This window comes from Nostoc sp. DSM 114159 (assembly GCF_053470285.1).
On the sequence record NZ_JBPFEH010000001.1, the window covers coordinates 8,059,560 to 8,082,220 of the forward strand.

11 protein-coding genes are annotated in these 22,661 nt (G+C 45.9%); all 11 read left to right on the forward strand.

The genetic code is table 11. The features are described from left to right. Positions 1-118: 118 nt before the first annotated feature. The 11 genes from ACR5KR_RS33905 to ACR5KR_RS33955 all read left to right on the forward strand — a co-directional run bounded on the left by ACR5KR_RS33905 (position 119) and on the right by ACR5KR_RS33955 (position 22,553). On the forward strand, positions 119-6,811 hold the full coding sequence (locus tag ACR5KR_RS33905) for a beta-ketoacyl synthase N-terminal-like domain-containing protein (RefSeq protein ID WP_448269747.1): 6,693 nt from the start codon (positions 119-121) through the stop codon (positions 6,809-6,811). Next, positions 6,808-9,594 (forward strand): type I polyketide synthase, encoded by a 2,787-nt coding sequence (locus tag ACR5KR_RS33910; RefSeq protein ID WP_448269749.1) that lies wholly within the window; start codon positions 6,808-6,810, stop codon positions 9,592-9,594. The genes ACR5KR_RS33905 and ACR5KR_RS33910 overlap by 4 nt, the downstream gene beginning before the upstream one ends. A 191-nt stretch (positions 9,595-9,785) precedes the next feature. Continuing rightward, a complete protein-coding gene (locus ACR5KR_RS33915) occupies positions 9,786-11,006 on the forward strand; it encodes a hydroxymethylglutaryl-CoA synthase family protein (protein ID WP_445629544.1) in 1,221 nt (406 codons plus the stop codon). Beyond that, the gene (locus ACR5KR_RS33920; RefSeq protein WP_445629545.1) at positions 10,997-11,797 is read left to right on the forward strand and encodes an enoyl-CoA hydratase/isomerase family protein; all 801 of its coding nucleotides are present in this window, start codon (positions 10,997-10,999) and stop codon (positions 11,795-11,797) included. Before ACR5KR_RS33915 ends, ACR5KR_RS33920 begins: the two co-directional genes overlap by 10 nt. After that, positions 11,790-12,533 (forward strand): polyketide synthase, encoded by a 744-nt coding sequence (locus tag ACR5KR_RS33925; RefSeq protein ID WP_448269751.1) that lies wholly within the window; start codon positions 11,790-11,792, stop codon positions 12,531-12,533. Before ACR5KR_RS33920 ends, ACR5KR_RS33925 begins: the two co-directional genes overlap by 8 nt. Before the next feature lie 39 nt (positions 12,534-12,572). Further along, positions 12,573-12,845, forward strand: a complete 273-nt coding sequence (locus ACR5KR_RS33930; protein ID WP_322692430.1) for a phosphopantetheine-binding protein — start codon at positions 12,573-12,575, stop codon at positions 12,843-12,845. Positions 12,846-13,159: 314 nt separating this feature from the next. Further along, complete coding sequence (locus tag ACR5KR_RS33935) at positions 13,160-14,260, forward strand: 4Fe-4S cluster-binding domain-containing protein (RefSeq protein ID WP_448269753.1); 1,101 nt, start codon at positions 13,160-13,162, stop codon at positions 14,258-14,260. A 185-nt stretch (positions 14,261-14,445) separates the two neighbouring features. After that, on the forward strand, positions 14,446-15,549 hold the full coding sequence (locus tag ACR5KR_RS33940) for a hypothetical protein (RefSeq protein ID WP_445629548.1): 1,104 nt from the start codon (positions 14,446-14,448) through the stop codon (positions 15,547-15,549). After that, complete coding sequence (locus tag ACR5KR_RS33945) at positions 15,546-17,753, forward strand: beta-ketoacyl synthase N-terminal-like domain-containing protein (RefSeq protein ID WP_448269755.1); 2,208 nt, start codon at positions 15,546-15,548, stop codon at positions 17,751-17,753. Before ACR5KR_RS33940 ends, ACR5KR_RS33945 begins: the two co-directional genes overlap by 4 nt. Before the next feature lie 62 nt (positions 17,754-17,815). Further along, entirely contained in the window at positions 17,816-20,755 is a 2,940-nt protein-coding gene (locus ACR5KR_RS33950) for an AMP-binding protein (protein ID WP_448269757.1), read from the forward strand. Positions 20,756-21,134: 379 nt separating this feature from the next. Beyond that, positions 21,135-22,553: a lipase family protein gene (locus tag ACR5KR_RS33955; protein WP_448269759.1), complete on the forward strand. Its 1,419-nt coding sequence runs from the start codon at positions 21,135-21,137 to the stop codon at positions 22,551-22,553. Positions 22,554-22,661 lie beyond the last annotated feature (108 nt).

Below are 22,661 nucleotides of genomic sequence, written 5' to 3' on the forward strand. Positions count from 1 at the left end.
GCTTCATCAGTCCGATAAATCTTCAATACCTTCATTTACTCGCAGATGTTGGCTTTGCTTGTCAATGTGCTAGAGATTAGCGGTCTGAACAATTTCCAGGTTTTAGGAGTAGCCGTGCATGGAAAAACAACATACTAGTCAGACGCTAGTAGACGTATTGCGCTACAGAGCTATTGAGCAACCTCAGACGCTAGGCTATACCTTTTTGGTAGATGGTGAATCTGAGGGAAGTAGACTCACGTATAGAGCATTGGATAAACAGGCAAGAGCGATCGCTACCTACTTGCAAACATTTGCAAAGCCAGGCGATCGCGTACTCCTGCTCTACCCACCTGGTTTAGAATTTATTACTGCTTTTTTCGGCTGCTTATATGCTGGTACGATCGCGATTCCTGCCTATCCCCCTCGGCAAAATCAGTCGATTGCTAGGTTGGGTGCGATCGTTTCCGACGCCCAAGCAACTGCCATCCTGACAACAACAGCACTATTGCCAATCGTTAAGAACTACTTTGCAGACAATCCAGGACTAGCATCTCTAAAAGTGTTGGCCAGCGATGGGATTTCTGAGGCAATCGCACAGGAATGGCAAGCACCTAATATCAATGGAAATACTTTAGCATTCCTGCAATACACCTCCGGTTCTACGGGAATGCCTAAAGGGGTGATGGTTAGCCACAGCAATCTGCTGCACAATTTAGCCTACATTGACCAAGGTTGGAATCACACAGCTAATAGTGTGATGGTGACGTGGATTCCGTTCTTTCACGACATGGGGCTAATTTATGGAGTACTCCAACCTTTGTACTACAACTTTCCTAGCTATATCATGGCGCCGGTGTCCTTTATTGGGCGTCCGATTCGCTGGTTGCAAGCTATTTCCCGCTATCAGGCAACCCATAGCAGCGCACCCAACTTTGCCTATGAACTATGCCTTCGGAAAATTACCGCAGAACAACGTGCTAGCCTAAATCTCAGTTCTTGGCAAGTTGCTTCCAATGGTGCCGAGCCAGTCAAAGCAGAAACACTCCAACGGTTTGCCAAAGCATTTGCCTCCTGTGGATTTCAAGAAACAGCTTTTTGTCCAGCATACGGGCTAGCTGAGGCGACGCTGAAAGTGACTACCGTAGAGGCACAAACTCAGCCAATAATTATCAAGGTAGAGGCAACCGCACTGGCAGAAAATCGGGTAATGCTGGCAACAGCAGAGGATTCCAAGACGCGGCTTTTAGTTGGATGTGGCAATAGCCAGCAGGGCGATACCCAAATTGCGATCGCTCATCCGGAATTATTGAGACGATGTTTACCAGATGAAGTGGGCGAGATTTGGGTAGCGGGAGCGAGTATCACCCAAGGCTATTGGCAGCGATATGAAGAAACAAAACATACATTTGCAGCTTATTTAGCAGATACAGGGGAAGGCCCGTTTCTGCGTACAGGAGATTTAGGCTTTTTACAAGACGGCGAGCTATTTATCACCGGACGACTCAAGGATTTAATTATTATTCGAGGACACAATCATTATCCTCAAGACATTGAACTCACAGTTACAAATAGTCATTCGGCTTTGGGAACGCAGGGAGTAGCCGCATTTACTATCGAGGTAGACGGTGAAGAACAACTCGTAGTAGCCTGTGAAGTCGAGCGAACTGCAATGCGGAAGCTTGATGCAAGTGAGGTAATTAGCTGCATCCGACAAGCAGTTACAACACAGCACGAGTTAGAAGTTTATGCCGTCTTGCTGTTGAAGCCAGTCAGTATCCCCAAAACTTCTAGTGGGAAGATTCAACGCTATGCCACCCGTGCAGGATTTTTGGCGGGGACTTTGGAAGTGGTGGGACAGTGGAGGAAGGCAGGGGAGCAGGTGGTCACTGAGCGTAGCCGAAGTGGGAGCAGCACTTCGACTACGCTCAGTGACCGAGGAGTAGGGGAGCGGGGAGAATTGAGAAGCCGCAAGTCAAAAGACAAAGGAGCGGCGGAAATTCAACACTGGTTGGTAAATAAGATTGCTCAACGACAAAACATTGCACCCCAATCTATAGATCCGCGTGAATCGTTTGCTTACTACGGGTTAGATTCTATTGCTGCAGTCAGCCTGTCGGCAGATTTAGAAGATTGGTTAGGTTGTCAGTTGTTGCCTACTTTGGCTTACGATTACCCAACGATCGCCACTCTATCAGCTTATCTCACAGAAATATCCCAACGGCGAGAATCTCCACAACCCAGACAAAACCTCAAATCTGTCGAGGCGATCGCGATTATTGGTCTTGACTGCCGCTTTCCTGGGGCTAATAACCCGGAAGCCTTTTGGCAATTACTACGAAATGGTAAAAGTGCCATTGACCAAATTCCCGCCAATCGTTGGGATTCTCATCTTTTCTACAACCCCATCCCCGCCCAACCAGGGAAAATGAGTACTCGTTGGGGTGGATTTATCGAGCAAGTTGACCAATTCGATCCCCAGTTTTTTGGCATTTCTCCTCGTGAAGCCGAGCGGATGGACCCGCAGCAAAGGCTGTTACTAGAAGTGAGTTGGCAGGCTTTAGAAAATGCTGGATTAGCAAGCGATCGCTTGACAGGTAGCAACAGTGGTGTATTTATCGGCATCAGCACCAACGACTATGCTCGATTCCAGTTCGATCGCTTGTCTGATATTGATGTCTATGCCAGCACAGGTAACGCTCTGAGCATTGCTGCTAACCGCTTATCCTATCAGTTCGATTGGCACGGGCCCAGTTGGGCTGTCGATACTGCCTGTTCTTCATCTTTGGTTGCAGTTCACCAGGCTTGCCAGAGTTTGCGGTTAGGGGAATGTGACTTGGCTTTGGCAGGTGGTGTTAATTTAATTCTCACCCCCCAAATGACAATCGCCCTCTCCCAAGCAAGATTCATGTCGGGGGATGGTCGCTGTAAAACCTTTGATGCGGATGCAGATGGTTATGTCCGGGGAGAAGGTTGTGGGATTGTAGTGCTGAAACGTTTGACTGATGCGATCGAAGATGGGGATAATATCCTGGCGCTGATTCGCGGCTCGGCAGTCAATCAGGATGGTCGCAGCAATGGACTGACTGCTCCTAGAGGAATTGCCCAACAAGCCGTCATCCATCAAGCACTTGTGAATGCTGGAGTCGCACCCGCAGCGATTAGCTATGTGGAAGCTCACGGGACGGGTACAGCTTTGGGCGACCCGATTGAAGTTAATTCCTTGCAATCAGTGCTGATGTCAGGTCGTTCTCCAAACCAACCTTGTGCGATCGGTTCGGTGAAGACTAATATCGGTCATTTAGAATCAGCAGCCGGAATTGCAGGCTTAATTAAAGTTGTACTGGCTTTGCAACATCAAGAGATTCCCGGTACGCTTCATCTCCAGCAGCTAAATCCGAAGATTACCATCCAAGACACGCCTTTTTCAATTCCTAGCGAAAATCAGAAGTGGTCTGGTTTTGGGGAGCAACGTTTTGCAGGGGTAAGTTCCTTTGGCTTCGGCGGTACGAATGCCCATGTTGTTCTGGAGGAAGCACCAACAGGGGGCAGGGGGGCAGGGGGCAGGGGGCAGGGGGCAGGGAGCAGAGGAGCAGCCCTTCTCTACGAGACGCTGCACGAACGACTACGCTCAGTGACCGAGGAGCAGGGGAGCATACTTCGACTCATTTCGGCTACGCTCAATGACCAACGCTCAGTAACCGGGGAAGTAGGGGAGCATGTCAAATCGCTGTTGACGCTTTCGGCAAAAAGTGAGACGGCGTTACGGGAATTAGCTCGGCGGTATGTGGCGTTTTTGGAGTTTCATTCAGAAGTATCTTTGAGGGATATTTGTTATACGAGCAATGTGGGGCGATCGCATTTTCACCATCGACTAGCTCTGGTTGCAGAATCCTCTGAGGAATTTTGCGAGGAACTCGCAGCGTTCATTTATAATTCACCACCTTCTAGAACAGGCGATCGTTGTCAGGGAGTTGCTTTCCTGTTCACTGGCCAAGGTTCGCAATATATCGGTATGGGGCGGGAACTTTACAACACGCAACTTGTTTTCCGGCAAGCTATAGAACGCTGCGCTGAAATCTTGCAGCCATACTTAAATCAACCTTTGTTAGAGGTTCTATATCCAAGTAGTGAGTTAGACAACTCAACTCAAGCCTCTATTAACGAAACCGCTTATACCCAACCTGCTTTATTTGCTCTGGAATATGCATTGTCCCAGCTATGGCAATCCTGGGGAATCAAACCGAGTGTGGTGATGGGACACAGTATCGGCGAGTATGTTGCCGCAACTGTTGCAGGAGTGTTCAGTCTGGAAGATGGACTAAAGTTAATTGCCGCACGCGGGAAACTGATGCAAGCGTTACCGTCTGTGGGAGCAATGGTAGCGGTATTTGCCCAGTTGCAAGAAGTATCGAGCATCATTGATGAGTATTCAGATTTGGCGATCGCCGCAATGAACGGCGCACATCTGATCGTCTCAGGTGGATCTGAATCTATGACATCGGCTGTGGCTAGGTTAGAAGCAAAGGGAGTGAAGACAAAAGCACTTGAGGTTTCCCATGCTTTTCATTCGCCGTTGATGCAACCCATGCTGGCGGAGTTTGAGCAAATTGTCCAGCAAGTAAACTACTATCTGCCAAATCCCGATATTCGCTTTATTTCTAATCTCACTGGTCAACTGGCTGCATCAGAGATCGCCACGCCTGAATATTGGGTGCAACATGTGATGCAGCCAGTCCGGTTTGCTGATGGAATGGTAACTCTCGCAGAACTAGGAACCTTAGCGTATTTGGAAGTAGGGCCGCAACCGATTTTATTGGGAATGGGTCGCCAGTGCTTACCGAGTAACGAGTATGTGTGGCTTCCCAGCCTCAAAAAGGAAGCGAATTCTCAGCAGATGTTGTGTAGTTTGGCAACTTTGTACGAGTCTGGAATATCAGTTGATTGGGTAGGCTTCCATCATGGCTCTCAAAATCGTCGGGTAGTGTTGCCCAATTATCCCTTTGAGCGATCGCGTTTCTGGATGGAAACTGCATCTAATGACGTGACTGCTAAAGAATCGCTCTGTTCGCCAGCAGAAATCAAGCGTTTGCTTGTGCCCCAGTTGGCTGAATTGACAGCCCAACTTAATCTAAAAAACTATGGGGAAGCCCTAAGTACTTTAGAATCCCTAAGTATCCTTTATGTGGTGGCGGCATTCCGGCAGATGGGATGGAATTTGCAGCTAGGCGATCGCTATTCCATCCCCCAACTTACCAAACTAGGAGTCATTGAGCAACATCAGAAACTCGCTTTGCGCCTGTTGGAAATGCTGGTTGAAGAAGGAATTCTTCAGCGAATTGGCAATCAGTGGGAAGTAACTCGAATACTAGAGTTACCGACACCACAAGCGCAACTGGATAATTTGCGATCGCAATATCCCCAAGCAAATGCAGAACTGACGCTGCTAGAGCGTTGCGGTTCGCACCTGGCTCAAGTACTCCAAGGTGAAACTCGTCCATTGGAGTTGCTATTTCCCCAAGGCGATTTGACAGCATTAACCCAGCTTTACCAGGATTCTCCCGGCGCAAAGGTAATGAACGCACTAGTCCAAAAGGCAATCTCAACCGCAATTTCCACCGCTACAGTCAGCATTTTGGAAATTGGAGCCGGAACCGGCGGAACAACTGCTTACCTTCTACCCCATCTCCCAACAGAGCGAACTGAATATGTGTTCACAGACTTAGGAACGTGGTTTACTGCCAAGGCTCAAGAGAAATTTCGGGATTACCCATTTATCCGCTATCAGTCCTTAGACATCGAACAAGACCCCCAATCTCAGGGATTTACTAACCATCAATACGACATCATTGTGGCAGCAAATGTCCTGCACGCAACTGAGGATTTACAGCAAACCTTACGTCACGTTCGCAGCCTGTTAGCACCAGGAGGATTATTAGTGTTGCTTGAAGGAACAAGTCCCCGACGCTGGTTAGATTTGGTTTTTGGATTAACGCCAGGGTGGTGGAAATTCTCAGACTACGAATTGCGACCATTCTACCCTTTGTTAGCGGTGACTGACTGGCTGGAATTGTTGTCTGATTGTGGGTTTCAAGAAGCTGTGCATCTGGCACCTGATTGCGAAGCGATCGGCGATTCATTCCAACAAGTTGTCATCCTGGCTCAGAGCATAAGCAGCAATAACCCAGTTAACCACAATAGACCTCTTGCAAAAAACACTTTTGCAATTGGGAAAAGGGTGCATGTTAAAGGGGAAGGGGACAATACAAAACCTTTACCCTTTCCCCCCGCCCCTTTTCCCGACTTATGCAAGAAGTCTAATCATCTTCCATCGCCCATTGCTGCCACCATCAACACAGCACAATCAACATTTCTCCAATCGCTAGTAACCAAGCCTCCACGAGTGCGACAGGAGGAATTAATTACTCATATCCGCTCATTGGTAGCCAAAGTTTTAGGCTTAAAGCAACCCCAGTCCATCGGTTTGCAGCAAGGATTCTTTGAATTAGGGATGGATTCATTAACTGCTACGGAGTTGAAAGATCAATTGCAAAATAGTTTAGGCTGTTCCCTTTCCCCAACTACACTATTTGATTATCCGACGGTAGCAGCGTTGGCGAATTATCTGGAAACGCAAGTGTTGTCGTTAGATCCACAAGCATCAGCCCAGGAGGCTAATTCTAACTCAGAGAGTGTCCAGCAACAAGTTTTACTGGAAGAATCATCATTAGAAAACAGAGCGAGATTGTCATCGCCGGAGCAATCGCTTGACGAAATTGCAGATTTGCTGGCTGCAAAACTAGCATCAATCAGAGAGGGAAAACTGCTATGAGTCGTCCTTCCGAAACCAGAGATTATGGACAATTGATGCAGAACGCATTGCTGGAGCTATCAGCTCTACAAGCAAAGCTCAATACCCTCGAACATGCTGCAACTGAACCGATTGCAATCATCGGTATTGGTTGCCGCTTTCCTGGAGGAGTTAACTCTCCAGAGCAGTTATGGCTGTTATGCAAAAATGGTGGTGATGCGATCGCCGAAGTCCCTAGCGATCGCTGGGATGTAGATGCTTACTACGATCCCGATTTAAGTAGTTATGACAAAACTAACACTCGTTGGGGTGGCTTTTTAGCAAATATCGATCGATTCGATCCTGCCTTTTTCGGAATTTCCGCGAGCGAAGCAGCTACCATTGACCCCCAACAACGCTTGCTATTAGAAGTAAGTTGGGAGGCATTAGAAAACGCTGGATACGACCCCTTACAACTGGCTGGTTCTCAGACTGGTGTCTTTGTGGGAATTGCCACTTGTGATTATTACAAAGCCATGACCGCAATTCCCACGAGAGCCGGTACCGGGATTGCCAATAGTATGGCGGCAAATCGCCTGTCTTACTTTTTGGATGCGCGAGGCCCTAGTGTGACAATTGACACTGCTTGTTCCTCATCTCTGGTTGCCATTCATACCGCTTGCCAAAGTCTGCGGCATCAAGAGTCAAATCTGGCATTGGTGGGCGGCGTGAATATTATGTTGTTACCGGAGGTGAATGTCACCTTTTCCCAGGCTGGCATGATGTCATCTGATGGACGTTGCAAAAGCTTTGATGCTACAGCCGATGGCTACGTCCGAGGAGAAGGATGTGGGGTAGTTATCCTGAAGCGTCTTTCAGATGCGGTCAAAGATGGCGATCGCATTTTAACCTTACTGCGGGGAACTGCGGTGAATCACAACGGCCGCAGTGTTGGCTTAACTGCACCAAATGGGTTGGCTCAACAAGCAGTGATTCGGCAAGCATTGGCAAATGCCAGAGTAGCACCCGATGAAATTGATTATGTTGAGGCACATGGTACCGGTACTCCAATGGGGGATGCCATCGAGCTACAAGCAATCTTGGGGGTACTAGGACAGGGGCGAACCCTTGACCAACCCTGCGGACTCGGTTCTGTAAAAACTAATATTGGCAATCTAGAAGCTGCTGGTGGGATTGCCGCATTCATCAAAACTGTCCTCTGTTTGCAACACGGAGAAATTCCCCCTCATCCCCATTTCAAAACCATTAATCCCCATATTGACATCAAGTCAACACCATTCTTGATTCCTACAATCGATCGTCCGATAGATATCAAGCCTCGGTTTGCTGGCGTTAACTCTTTTGGCTTTGGCGGCACCAATGCTCATGTAGTACTGGAAGCAGCAGAGGAGGGCAGAGGGGCAGGGGGGCAGAGGGGCAGGGGGGCAGGGGAGCAGGGAGTAGCTTCACATATCAAATCGCTGTTGACGCTTTCGGCAAAAACTGAGACAGCGTTACGGGAACTAGCAAGTTGCTATGCAGATAGTTTAGAAAACCATAGTGCTCAATCGATTCCCGATATCTGTTTCACAACTAATATCGGTCGATCGCATTTTAATCATCGTCATGCCATCATTTCATCAGGCGATTTACCTGATTTAATCTCCGAACTGAGGATATTCGCCACTAGCAAACAGACAACAGGACGGCTCCAGCTGGAGAATCGGCCGAAGATTGTATTTTTGTTCGCTGGACAGGGTTCGCAATACGTTGGTATGGGATGGGAACTTTACAACAGCCAGCCTATTTTCCGTGCTGCCTTAGACGATTGCGATCGCATCTTACGCTCTTATTTAAATCGGGCACTGCTGGAAGTACTGTATCCATTAGGGGAAAGGGAAAAGGGGAAAGGGGAAAGGGAAAGAAACTTAGCGCCTTATCTTCTAGATGAAACTGCCTATGCCCAACCTGCTTTATTTGCTGTAGAGTATGCCTTAGTGAAATTGTGGCAGTCATGGGGCATTGAACCCGATGCGGTGATGGGTCACAGCGTCGGAGAGTATGTAGCTGCTTGTGTGACAGGTGTATTTAGCTTGGAGGAAGGGCTGTACTTGAGCGCGGAACCGGGACGATTGATGGCAACGCAAGCTAGAGAAGGGCAAATGGTGGCGGTGTTTGCAGCGAAGGAGATTGTAGAGGAGGCGATCGCATCTTACCAGGATGCTGTTGCCATTGCTGCCTTTAACGGCCCTACCCAAACGGTGATTGCGGGCGATAGACAAGCGGTTTCAGCAGCGATCGCCCGTCTGGAATCGGATTTCATTATGACTCGCGAGTTGAATGTTGCCCACGCGTTTCACTCACCCTTAGTAGACCCCATCCAAAATGCCTTTGAGCAAACTTTGAGGCAAATGCAGTTTCATCCACCTTGTCTACCGTTTATCTCTCATCTTTCGGGAGAATTCGAGGCAGGGGTACTAGATGCTAACTACTGGCGCTCCCAACTGCGATCGCCTGTGCGTTTCGATCGAGGTATCCAGACTTTAGCAGAGACAGGGTATAATATTTTCTTGGAAATTGGACCAACAGATACTTTGGCAAGTATGGGTAAACGCTGTCTACCTAAAAACACTGCTACTTGGTTGTCTTCTTTAAGACAAGGGCACAACGACTGGCGATCGCTGCTCGACACCTTAGCTACTTTATACGAGAAGGGTATAAACATTAATTGGTCAGAATTTCATCGAGATTCTCCCAGACAACGAGTTGCTCTGCCCACTTATCCTTTCCAGCGCCAACGCTGTTGGATTGACAACGAATTTTAGATTTTAGATTTTAAATTTTAGATTTTAGATTTTTTGGTTCATGCCCCGCCCCGCTTCAATTTTAGATTTTAGATTGCCGATTTTAGATTAAAAATTCCTCAATCCAAAATCCCAAATCCCAAATCCAAAATTGATTGACTCCCAAATAAAAAATACCCCACTGTTCCCAGTCAGCAATTAGCCAACATTCTATGCCTATAGGAATCGAGAAACTCAATCTGTACTCAGGGCAGTTCTATCTAGATATTGCCGATCTTGCCGAAGCGCGTGGTAAAAACTTCCAGCACATTGCCGATAGTTTAATGTGCAAAACGCGATCGGTTTATCCGGTCTATGAAGATGCGATTACTCTGGCGGTGAATGCAGCCAAACAACTCTTATCACCTCAAGACCTCCAAGATATTGAACTACTAATTGTGGGTACCGAATCTGCGGTTGATTGTGGCAAATCCCTGTCCACCTGGGTACATCGGTTTTGTAACTTGTCTCCAAATTGCCGTAACTTTGAGGTGAAGCACGCTTGTTACGGTGGCACTGCGGCATTCAAAATGGCCGCTTCCTGGGTAGCTTCAGGGGCGAGACCTGGGAAAAAGGCATTGGTAATTAACACGGACTTCAGCAGTGTGACGCTCAATACTGACCAGGAGTTTATCTGTGGAGGTGGTGCAGTGGCGATGCTCGTTAGTACTAATCCTCAAATTCTCGAAATTGAACTGGATAAGGCGGGTTACTGGACAAAGGAGATTTCTGACTATCTACGCCCCACTTTCAACACCGAAGTGATCAAAAGTGAAACGAGTCTTTACTCTTATTTAGATGCTTTGGAAGGAGCATTCAGTCACTACGAGCAAATTGTGGGTTCTGTAGACTATGATGCTGATTTCAAAAAACATATTTATCATGCACCCTTTCCAGCAATGACGTTTCAGGCACATCGCACCATACTCAACCGATTTGAGGCGGTAGGGAAAGCGGCTGCTAAGTTAAGTTTTCAATCAAAAGTTGCAGAGAGTATACATTTTGCTCAACAAATTGGTAGTTCGTATGGGGGTTCTAATTTTATTTGTTTGTTAAGTCTTTTAAATTCTGCTAAGGATCTTAATCCGGGCGATCGCATTTCCCTGTTTGCCTATGGTGGTGGCTGCCAAGCAGAATTCTACAGCGCCACCATTGGAAAGGCTGCAACTGAAATTGTCCGATCGCTCAATATTGACGAACATCTTAATCAGCGACTTCGTTTATCCGTTGCAGATTATGAAGCTAGTGAATTGACGCGTGAAAAATATAGCGATCGCCGAGACTTTAACTTAGAAAACTATTTAGATGAACGCTATGAAAAACGCTATCGAGGCCGAGGTTTACTTGTGTTAAGCAATGTTGAAAATTACTATAGGCAATATAAATGGAGTTAGTTGTAGAGGCCGTTCGCTATAAAATCGATTCAGGAGTTGCCCAGATTGCCTTGGTGCAACCCCAAACAGGTAATGCGCTCAATCCATCCCTAATTAATCAACTCACTCAAGCATTACAAGCTGCGATCGCTGATTCATCTTGTCGGGCGATCGTGCTTCGGGCTGAGGAAACTGACTTCTGCAAAGGACTTGATTTGGAATGGATATTACAGCAGGGAGGAAGACCTCAAATAGAACTGTTTCAAGCCTTTATAAATTGTCTGCAACTGATTTGTCATTCCCACTTGCCTGTAATCGCCTGTGTTGAAGGTAATGTTACAGGTGGAGGACTGGGTTTAGTTGCGGCTTGCGATCTCGTTATTGCCAACGAGAACGTAATATTTATGTTGCCAGAAGTCATCATTGGCATGATTCCAGCTCTGATTGCACCCTTCTTACTGCGTCGTCTGACCATAGCACAGCTCAATTATTTAACCCTCAGCAGTAGGGGTATTGACAGCCTAGAAGCCAAGGCATTTGGGTTAGTCGATGAAGTGGCGACTGAAGGCATGGCTACCACCTTGAACCGACAATTACAACGGCTATTTCGTTCTTCTCCAGAAGCGATCGCTGCCAGTAAACAATATTTTGAACAACTCTATGGGTCAGATTTACAGCGACAAACCAATATTGCCCTGAATCAACTTGTTTCATGGTTAGCACAACCGGAGGTCTTAGAAGGAATTCAAAGTTTCACCGAGGGATTCTCGCCACCTTGGTTTCAAAAGTACAGGGGAAAAACCCATGTCTAAAGTTTTGCTGGCCAATCTAGAAGACGGTATCTTCCAACTGCAAATCGATGACCCTGAAAACGAAAATCGTTTGAGCGAAGAACTATGTGATGAATTGATGACAACCCTGACTCATCTCGCGACAGAACCGAGCCTGAAAGTCTTGATTTTGAGTGGGCGATCGGATGTCTTCTGTGCCGGAGCCAGCTTGGACACCATCAAACAAGTTGTGAGTGGCAATGCAGATGTCAAAGATTTATCACTTCCCAACCAACTACTCAGCTTTCCCGTACCAATTATTGCAGCTTTGCAAGGTCATGCTGTGGGAGGTGGCATAGCGTTAGCGCTCTACTGCGATATGGCGATCGCATCCGAAAACAGTCGGTACGGAGTTAATTTTACAGATTTGGGATTTACCCCCGGAATGGGTATCTTATCTGTCTTACCTGCAATGGTTGGACATCACTTTGCTAGCGAGATGCTCCTTACCGCCAAGCTCTACAAAGGCAAAGAACTCAAGGGACGAGGTTTATTTAACTACATAGTTCCAACTGAGGAAGTTATGACTTTAGCCTTGGATATGGCAAGAAGAATTGCCGAAAAACCCAGACATGTTTTGGAGATGGTAAAAGACACCTTGTCATTACCCCGGCGTCAAGCTCTCCAAGCAGCATTGTCCCGCGAACACCTAATGCACAAAATCTGTTTTGGCGTTCCAGGGACATTAGCACACATCGAAGCGGCTTATTTAGCCTAGATTTTGTTTTTTGATTTTCAATATAGGAGACAAGACATCATGGATCGAGAGCAAGTATTAAATGTCGTAATTAAACATATTAAGCTCAACATAGATGGACTGGAAAATGTTGAAATAGATCCACATAAAACCATCGGAGAATATGGAGCCAGTAGTCTTGACGGCGTAGAAATTGTTTCTGCTTGTATGCGAGAACTCAAAATAAAAATTCCCAGAACAGAAGTTTCTAGCTTTAAGACAATCGATGATTTGGTGGAATTGTTCGCCAAGTTTAAAGATGAAGCTTCTCAAGAAGTTAAAGTTACGCCATAAAAATTCCCCAGTCAATATTGTTCTAAGGTACAAGAAGCGATAAATCGCTGTCTGTACAACAACGATCGATCCTTCGTATAGACGGCGATAAATCGCGTCTTTGTAATCTATAACTTTCATCAAAAAACCTTAACCAGTGAGTTCGACGAGTGCTATTTTGACCTCTCCTACCAGGAGAGGGGAGCAAAAACCCTCCTGACTCGTTACTCCTCCCTCTTTTAAAAGGCGAGAGAGGCTGTCCGGGAAAGGTCTGTCGAACTCACGTTAACCAAACGGTATTGCAGTCCCCGTTCTTTTTCCAAAAGCAGGTGAAAATGGTTACTCAAGTTGTCGAGTCTGATGTCCAAGATTCATTAATGGAATACTTGGAAGATCCGTTTTTAAATCACCTTTTTAAACAAATCAGAAAAGCTGAACAAATTAGAGGGATATCAGTTGATTTAACTCATGCGTGCAATCTTCGGTGTCAGGGATGCTATTTCTTTTTAGATGAATTGGATCAATTCAAAGCACCCAAAGATGAAGCCGAATTTGATACATTTATTGCTCGCGAAAAGGGCAGAGGAACAAATTTTATTACAGTGGTTGGGGGAGAACCCAGCCTGATGCTAGAGCGATTGCAGAAGCTTTACCAGAATTTTCGGTTAATGGTTGTTACCAACGCCCTGATCAAAATCCCCTATGAGGGATTTGAAACAATGCCGATCGCGATCTCTCTTTGGGGCGATCGTGAAACTGACAAGACACTCCGAGGGGGTGGTAAACTTGATGTTTTCAGCAAAGCTTTAAAAAATTACAAAGACGATCCGCGTGCTATTTGGCATTACACTACCACACCGGGTAACGCCCATGAAATCGCTAGCGTTGTCGAGCAGTGCGTAGCCAACGGTAATCGTGTCTTGTTTAACTTTTACAGCGATCGCATGGACTTAGGAGGAGTTTACGATCATAACCAGGGGTTTGCAGATGTGCGACGTGAAATTGATAAAGCGATCGCCCGCTACCCTGACAAAATTTTAATGACTTCGTACATGAGCAGCGTGTTTACCACACAGCAACTTTACGATGAAACTTGGGGTTATGAAGTTTGCACCAGTCTCACTGTAGATCATGAAATTAATCGAAACCGGATTAAAAATGGTAAACGTTATAACCCCCATTATCGCGCTTACAATCCCGATCTGAAATCAACTCGGCGTTGTTGCACAGGTGATAATCAAGATTGCTCAACCTGTTACCAAACTTGGGCGCAGGTTGGTTGGATCATGATTAATCTAGAACGACATCTCGCCTCCAAACAAGAATTTACTAACTGGCTGACTACGACATACCTGTTTTACCTGATGTGCCGCATGGTTGACTTTGAATCCGGCGTGCAACTTTTGCCAGAAATTCATCGACGAGTAAATTGTTAATCACCCAGGATCAATTTCTTTCTATAGGAATCCCGTTTGATTCGGAGAATTTTCTTGCGTGGAGAGGGAACTCTTAACAGGGTATAGGGTACAGAAAAAAGGGATAGATACGTACTGAGTCTTGTTCAAAAATCAAATAGGAATCCTATATATTAGTCAGTTTGATGCAAAGGAAATAAATTGCTATGGCTACTCAAGTAATAGAAACCGAGGTACAAGATCCTTTAATGGAGTATTTAGAAGACCCCTTTCTGTATCACCTGTTCGCACAGATTAGAAAAGCGGGCGCTATTAAAGGAATCTCTGTAGACTTAACTCATCTATGTAATTTGCGGTGTGAGGGTTGTTGTTTTTTTACCGATGACCTGGATCAAAATGCAGCACCCAAAGACGATGCTGAATTTGAGGCTTTAATTGCACGAGAAAAAGCTAGAGGCACTAACTACATTACGGCAGTTGGGGGTGAGCCTACCTTAATGCTGGATCGATTGCGAAAGCTGGCGCAAAATTTTTGGATGATTGTTGTCACAAACGGGGCGATCAAAATTCCTTATGAGGGATTTGAAAATACAGCTATTAGTGTTTCGCTTTGGGGAGATAGCGAAACCGATAAAAAGCTGCGGGGAGGAGGTAAGTTAGATGTTTTCAGCAAGGCTCTCAAAAATTACAAAGACGATCGTCGAGCCTTTTGGTACTACACAACGACCGCTGGTAACGCCCATGAAATTGAACGGGTTGTTGAAAAATGTGTCCAAAACGGTAATTACGTAATGTTTAACTTTTACGGGGATAAGGCAGGGTTAGGAGGTGTTTATGATAATCAACAAGGGTTTGCAGATGTGCGTCATGAAATCGACCGGATGATTGCCCGCTATCCCGATCGCATCTTGATGACCTCGTACATGAATCAAGTATTTACTACAGGGCAAATGTACGATGAAACCTGGGGCTATGATGTCTGTCCTTGCATTAGTGAAAATCGCCCAGAGAATGCAGTCCGATTCCAAAATGGTAAACCCTATAATCTTCACTTTCGCGCTTACAATCCTGATGGCAAATCAACCAGGACATGCTGCACCAGCGAACATCCCGATTGCTCAACCTGTTACCAAACTTGGTCGCAGATGGGCTGGATTATGCTGAATATGGAGCGGCACTTAGGTTCTAAGCAGGAATTTACCAACTGGCTGACGACAATGTACGTGTTTTACTTGGGTGCTAGAGCGATTGATTTTGAATCTGGCGTTCAGCTTTTGCCTGAAATTCATCGGCGAGTGAGTAGGATATGAATCAAGAACCGATCGCGATCGTTGGTATTGGTTGTCGCTTTCCTGGAGGTGTCCAAAGCCCAGGTAGCTTCTGGAACCTGTTGCAAAATGGCAGGGATGCAATTACCGAAATACCTGGCGATCGCTGGAACGTTAACAAATTTTATCATCCCGATCCGGTAGAACCAGGTAAGATGTATAGCCGCTGGGGTGGGTTTCTCGACCAAATAGACCAGTTTGATGCCAAATTCTTTGGGATTTCTGGTGCGGAAGCGGCTCGGATTGACCCCCAACAACGACTCTTGTTAGAAACAACGTGGGAGGCGCTAGAGGATGCAGGACTTGTGCCGGCACATCTAGCTGGCAGCGATACCGGGGTTTTTATTGGGGTACTTAACCGGGATTACAATTACATTCAATTGGGGGAGCGCGATCGCGATGCAATTAATGCCCACACTATAGTTAGCTCAAACCTCAACTTGGTACCTAATCGCATTTCCTACTGCTTTGACTTCACAGGCCCCAGTCTGCCGATTGACGCTGGCTGTGCCTCGTCATTAGTCGCTGTTCACCTTGCCTGCTCTAGTCTCTGGAATGGGGAATGTAGCCTTGCCCTAGCAGGTGGGGTCAATGTCATCTTCAAACCAGAAGTCAGCATCGCCATGAGTAAGGCATTTTTACTGTCTGCGGATGGTCGTTGCAAGAGTTTTGATGCCGCAGCAGATGGTTTTGTGCGGGCTGAAGGGGTGGGGGTTGTTGTCCTCAAGCCACTGTCCCATGCTCTAGCTGACGGCGATCCTATTTATGCAACGATCCGCAGCAGTGCTGTCAATCAAAACGGTCGCGGCAGCAGTTTTACAGCCCCCGAAGTTTTGGCGCAGCAGGCAGTGATGCAAAAAGCCTATCAGCGGGCAGGAATTCTCCCTCAGCAGGTGCAGTATGTAGAAACTCAAGGCTCCAGTTCGCCGATGGGGGATGAGATTGAAGCCAAAGCGATCGGGGCTGCGATCGGCAGCGATCGCGCTTTGGGCAATGAATGCGCTATCGGATCTGTGAAAACAAATATTGGACACATGGAAGCGGCTGCTGGCATTGGCGGACTGATTAAAGCAGCGCTAGCAGTTAGCCATCGTCAGATTCCACCCAATCTGCATTTTCAAACCCCCAATCCCAAAATTCCTTGGCAAGAACTACGGTTGCGCGTGGCACAATCCTTAGAACCACTAACGAATAAGGATAATCAACCACCAATCGTCAGTGTGAATGGGTTTGGTCTGGGAGGCACGAATGTTCATGTGATTCTGCAAGGTGTAGAGATTGGTCAGCCAAGATCCTTGCCAATTGATACTGCGATCGCTAACCAACCACAAATTTTTTTAATGTCAGCTCGTAGCCCAGAGGCTCTCAAAGCCTTTGCTAAAGCTTATATTGAGTTTTTAACCGAGCATTCTAACGCCGGAATTTCCTTGGCAGACATTTGCTACACAGCTAGTTTGCGCCGTAGCCATCACTCCCACCGTTTGGCAATGGTGGTTGATTCCAAAAAACAACTTGCCGAGCATTTAATGGCTTTTCTCGCACAAGAAAACCGCCCCTCGATGTTTTCCGGCTATGTAGAACAACATAAAAACAGTAGAGTAGAGGAAAATCCTGGTACTGAATGCGCTCAAATGTTGAATTCCTTAGCAGAGCGCTATACCCTAGAAGATTCCATTGATTGGAATGCTCTTTATCCTCATGGTGGTTCTTTTGTGCGTTTGCCGTCCTATCCGTGGCAACGACAGCGTTACTGGCAGGAATCAGAAGCCTCACGGCAAGATAGATTAGGATCTAATACTGTTGAAGCCTCTAGTGCGGTTGGCTCTCAGATTGCCGAACAGATTGATATTGTAGAGCAATGGTCAGTAGCGGTAAATAGCCAACGCACCGATTTATTAAGCACTTACATTCAAGCACAAATTGTCCAAGCCTTAGAGTGTGAAGCTGTTCAAGTTGATGTCCAAAAGCCACTTAATAGTATGGGCATCGATTCTCTGATGGCTGTGAGTTTGAGAAATCGCATTGTCACCAATTTAAAGATTGAACTGCCAATCGAACAGTTTATTGCTAGTCCTAGCATTGCGGAATTAGCTCAAGCTTGCCACGAACAATTAATTTTGAAAAATTTGATCCCAACTATTCAGATTGCTAATTTTGTTGAGGAAATAGAGGAGTTAACACTTTAGCCTCAGTTCGGTATTGAGACGAGTACAAGCAAAAGCAGATCGGGTTTTGAAGAGGGCTGAATATGGTATTCAATGAATTGTTAACATCCAGTTTGTCAGTCAAAAATTTAGTAGAACTGACGCGTTGTCGCGCCGAACAACAGCCCGATCGCCTCGCTTATAGTTTTGTGCTGGATGGAGAACAGGAAGTAATTAGTCTCACATATCGAGAACTGGATCTATCGGCACGAGCGATCGCGGCGCAATTGCAAACTGTCAGTGCCAAGCATGAGCGTGTCCTGCTTCTCTACCCGCCTGGTCTTGATTTCATTACCGCCTTCTTTGGCTGCTTATATGCTGGTACGATCGCCGTTCCTGCTTATCCGCCTCGACAAAATCAGTCCATCTCCAGACTGATGGCAATTATAGCAGATGCCCAGGCTAAGGTTGCCCTGACTACAACCTCCTTACTGACCACGATCGCTACTCAATTTAACCACCATCCAGACCTGGCTACAAAACAGATTTTAACTACCGACACCATCAATAATCAGCAAGCAGAGTTATGGCGCGAACCCGTAATCGATGCAAACGCGATCGCATTTCTGCAATACACCTCTGGCTCAACCGGGACACCCAAGGGGGTTATGGTCAGTCATGGCAACTTACTGCACAATTTAGAACTGATTCATCAATTTTTCCAAACCACTGCCAACGAATTAGGCGTATCCTGGCTGCCCCCTTATCATGATATGGGCTTAATCGGGGGCATCCTCCAACCCCTTTACGTCGGTTCTTCAATAATTTTGATGTCGCCTGTTGCGTTTTTGCAAAAGCCATACCGTTGGTTAGAAGCGATTTCCCGCTATCAAGCGACGATTAGCGGCGGGCCGAATTTTGCCTATGATTTGTGCGTGCAGAAAATTCAGCCAGAACAATTAGTGGATCTTGACCTGAGCAGTTGGAAAGTTGCTTTCAATGGTGCCGAACCAGTTCGTGCCCAGACCCTAGAGCGATTTGTTGCCAAGTTTGAGCCTTACGGGTTTCGCCCTGAAGCTTTTTATCCTTGCTATGGGATGGCTGAAGGCACATTGTTGATTTCCGGGGGAATAAAAGAGTGCTACCCAACGGTGTGTAATGTAGAAAGTGCTGCTCTCAAACAAAACCAAGTTGTGCTGTGTGCAGAGCAACAGCAGCATAGTATCAAGATTGTTGGGCAAGGTAGGACGGGGTTAGGTCAAACAATTGCGATCGTCAATCCACAATCTTTCCAGAGATGTCCAGATGGTGCAGTTGGAGAAATTTGGGTTACAGGAGCGAGTATTGCTCAAGGGTACTGGCAGAAACCCCAAGAAACGCAAGAAACATTCTATGCCTGTTTAGACGATACAGGCGGGGGTTCGTTTCTGCGAACGGGCGACCTGGGATTTCTACATAATGGTGAATTATTTGTTACCGGGCGACTCAAGGATTTAATTGTGATTCGAGGTCGCAATTACTATCCTCAAGACATTGAACTGACGGTGCAGGAAAGTTATTCGGCTCTCCGACAAGGCTGTGGAGCAGTGTTTGCCATTGAGGTAGAAGGAGAAGAAAGAATCGTCGTTGCTCAAGAAATCGAGCGCACCTACTTAAGAAAGCTGAATGCCGAGGAAGCGATCGCGGCAATTCGCCAAGCAGTATCACAGGTTCATGAGTTATCAGTTTATGCAGTGTTGCTGCTCAAGACTGCTAGCATTCCCAAAACTTCAAGTGGTAAGATTTCCCGTACTGCTTGCCGCAATGGATTTCAAACAGGTAGTTTAGATATCATTGCTGCTGACATCTTGCCCGAATGGGATGGTGGAGATAGCGAATATAAACTCACAGCAGCAGAACTATTAGCGATCGCTCCCACCCAAAGACAGCAGCACTTAGAGTCTTACATTCAAGCAAAACTAGCCAGGGGACTGAAAGTTGACTTGGCAAAACTCCATCCCCAACAACCCTTGCATCAGCTAGGCCTCGATTCCTTGACTGCGATCGAGATTAAACATCAAATCGAAGTCGATCTAGAAGTCAATGTTCCTGTGGTCAAGTTTCTCGAAGGTGTGACCATTGCAAATCTCGCTGCTCAAATTCTCAGACAATTGACTGGAGTAAATTCTCAGCAGCAAGGCGAAAAGCTACCCTTTTTCTGCATTCATCCGGTGATGGGTGTCGCTTCTGTTTATTCCGATCTGGCAGAGTTATTGGGTCAAGAACAACCTTTCTATGGGCTACAATCTGCCGGGATTACTGGCGAAGGCAAATCAAAAGATTGTATAGAAGACATTGCTGCTGAGTATATCCACGGTATCCAACAGGTGCAGCCAGAAGGCCCCTATTGTTTAGGAGGTTGGTCTTTTGGGGCGCTGGTGGCATTTGAAATGGCCCAACAGTTACAGCAAGCAGGACAGACCATTGTCTTACTGGCACTGATTGATACTCCCGCCTTTTGCGACAATCGCACTCAGAATTTCTTCCAGATGGCTAAATTTCTGGTGAATTCCGTGCTTCGCAATCTTGGCCCTTATCTGGATGAGACAGTAGACCATTTTCTGACTGCTGTCGAAGAACGACAACTCACCCAACAGATTGGAACTAAGACCTCGAAGCCATTGCATTTTTTGGTTGAGCCAGGAAGTATAGCTAAGGTTGTCGCCCACCAGTCTAGGCTGAGTAAGCTTTTCCAACCAGCTGCGCGACGGCTATTCCAAGTCATGCAAGCTAATAACTCAGCCCTCCTCAAATACAAGCCGCAGCCTTATCCAGGTAAAGTTACTCTCTTTCGGACAAGCAAACAAACTGGAAAAAATCCCCAAGACGCAACCCTTGGCTGGGGCGATCTAGCGATCGGCGGAGTTGAGATTCATCAAATTCCGGGAAACCATCTGAATTTAGTTCTCCCGCCCCATGTAGAAGTACTTGCCGAAAAGCTAAAAGCTTGTCTCGATCGCGTCCAGGTTCAAAAGGTGGAGGTATTAGACTTCTTGCAGAAGTAGGGAATTGGGTTTGGGGGAAAGGAAAAAGGAATAAAAAAACCTTTCCCCTTTAACCTTTCCCCTTTTCCCACAAGAGTGCAAGAGGTCTATTGTAGATTTGTTCTTTCCTGGCAGGATTATATTAGCTTGATAATACTATCAGTAAATTTATAAAAAGAAATAATAACAAAAATATCCAATTTTATTACTGATAGTTATAAAACAGTACTAACTGATATTATCCTAATCAAGTCTCTATCTATATTCAGAGGATAAAAAATCAAGCAAATAACTAGAACGGCTTCAAAAAACCAAACTATGTAAAAAAAATAAAATAGGCTTAAACCCTTTTACCTTCTGCCCAATTCCAATAATCAATATTCACACCGACCTACTTCTTATGAGTATACCTTTAAAGCTTCGCAGTGGTTTTAGCTTTGATGAAGCGATTTTAATGGCTAAGTTCTCCAAACGAAGTTATGAAATATTTCAAGTTGGGGGAGGCTCTGTTGAAGATGCCGAAGTCCAAGATATTTATAACTCTCTGTATAAGAATGAGGGCTGGAAATTAGTTCATAGCTTGCATAATAATGAAACTAATATCCGAGGTTTCATTTTTAAACGGGAAGGAAGTAATCAATTTGCGGTGATTTTTCGAGGCTCTATTGTTACCGATCGCGGTCAAATTGAATTAACGGATATTTTGACCGATCTCAATTGGTCATTAATTAACTATGGTTCTTTACCAGATACGCGAGTCAAAGTTGCACGGGGATTTTTTGAAGGATTTGAAGCCGTCAAAGATGAACTTGCTGCCTTTTTTCAGGTTCTCTTAGGTCAAATTAATGCTCAAGATTTTGAGATATTTCAAACCTTGAATTCTGGCAAACAAATTGCTATTGCCCATGCCATCGCTGCGGCTGGAGGAATCCGATTCGGACTGGCCTTTGAGCGGCGATTAAAAAAACTAATTTCGGAAGTTTTCTCTTATGATGCGATCGGCAACCTGAATCGAGCCTGGAGTTTTGCCCGCGATGAACTGTTGAACTTTGAAGATATCTCTAGAGAAATGAGTGAGTTATCGAATAGTCGCAGGGCTGGCGCTAGCTTGAATTCTATATCTAAGATACCTAAAAACGCCAGCCGCCTTGAGGTTTGCGTAGGCGGTCATAGTTTAGGCGGTGGTTTAGCTCAACTCGGCGCTCTGTTCTTAAAACGCCGTTTTAGTTCTTTGGGAGAGTCAGCTTTACGAGTCAAAGTATACACCTTTGGATCTGTGAAAGTTGGCAATCGGCATTTTGCCAATTACTACAACGAACAATTAGGAGAAGGATTTAGTTACCGCGTCGAAAATCAACTGGATCTGTTTACTCTAGTACCTTTTAGCCTTCCTTTCCCTTTAAGTATGGTTGCTGGCAATGGCTTGAGATTGGGGGAACTTTACTTAGGCAATTACGAACATGTGGGAGAAGTTCACCACGTAATCGGACTGGGAAATCACGGTGTCTCTCTGAATTTTGGGGGAGCGGCAGAATTTATGGGAGGTGTTCCTTTCCCTCACAGCTTCGATACCTACATTCAACTGCTAGAAGAAGACAAAAAACGGTGGCATCAGTTGTGGCAACCGATTAGAGGAATTCTCAGCATCTTTTTACAAGAAATGCTCCAGGAACAAGAAGCTGGGATTGTAATGACTACCGAAGAACAAATACGGGGAGTTCAAGAACAGACATCTGAAGAAATTCGGAATCTCAAGCAATCTCTAGACGAACTTAAAAGCGAAATTCAGCGATCGGGGCTGAACTTGAAGAACGAATAAGAACTGGTAACTTTGACTACTTATGACCGAGACAATTTTAGATGCAATGATGCAAGGATTAAACTCAAAATCTAAAATCTAAAAAAGGTTTCAAGCTTCTCCATTTAT

Coding starts and splice junctions, on each gene's coding strand:
- ACR5KR_RS33905 (WP_448269747.1), top strand. CDS start 119: ATGGAAAAACAACATACTAGTCAGACGCTAGTAGACGTATTGCGCTAC.
- ACR5KR_RS33910 (WP_448269749.1), top strand. CDS start 6,808: ATGAGTCGTCCTTCCGAAACCAGAGATTATGGACAATTGATGCAGAAC.
- ACR5KR_RS33915 (WP_445629544.1), top strand. CDS start 9,786: ATGCCTATAGGAATCGAGAAACTCAATCTGTACTCAGGGCAGTTCTAT.
- ACR5KR_RS33920 (WP_445629545.1), top strand. CDS start 10,997: ATGGAGTTAGTTGTAGAGGCCGTTCGCTATAAAATCGATTCAGGAGTT.
- ACR5KR_RS33925 (WP_448269751.1), top strand. CDS start 11,790: ATGTCTAAAGTTTTGCTGGCCAATCTAGAAGACGGTATCTTCCAACTG.
- ACR5KR_RS33930 (WP_322692430.1), top strand. CDS start 12,573: ATGGATCGAGAGCAAGTATTAAATGTCGTAATTAAACATATTAAGCTC.
- ACR5KR_RS33935 (WP_448269753.1), top strand. CDS start 13,160: ATGGTTACTCAAGTTGTCGAGTCTGATGTCCAAGATTCATTAATGGAA.
- ACR5KR_RS33940 (WP_445629548.1), top strand. CDS start 14,446: ATGGCTACTCAAGTAATAGAAACCGAGGTACAAGATCCTTTAATGGAG.
- ACR5KR_RS33945 (WP_448269755.1), top strand. CDS start 15,546: ATGAATCAAGAACCGATCGCGATCGTTGGTATTGGTTGTCGCTTTCCT.
- ACR5KR_RS33950 (WP_448269757.1), top strand. CDS start 17,816: ATGGTATTCAATGAATTGTTAACATCCAGTTTGTCAGTCAAAAATTTA.
- ACR5KR_RS33955 (WP_448269759.1), top strand. CDS start 21,135: ATGAGTATACCTTTAAAGCTTCGCAGTGGTTTTAGCTTTGATGAAGCG.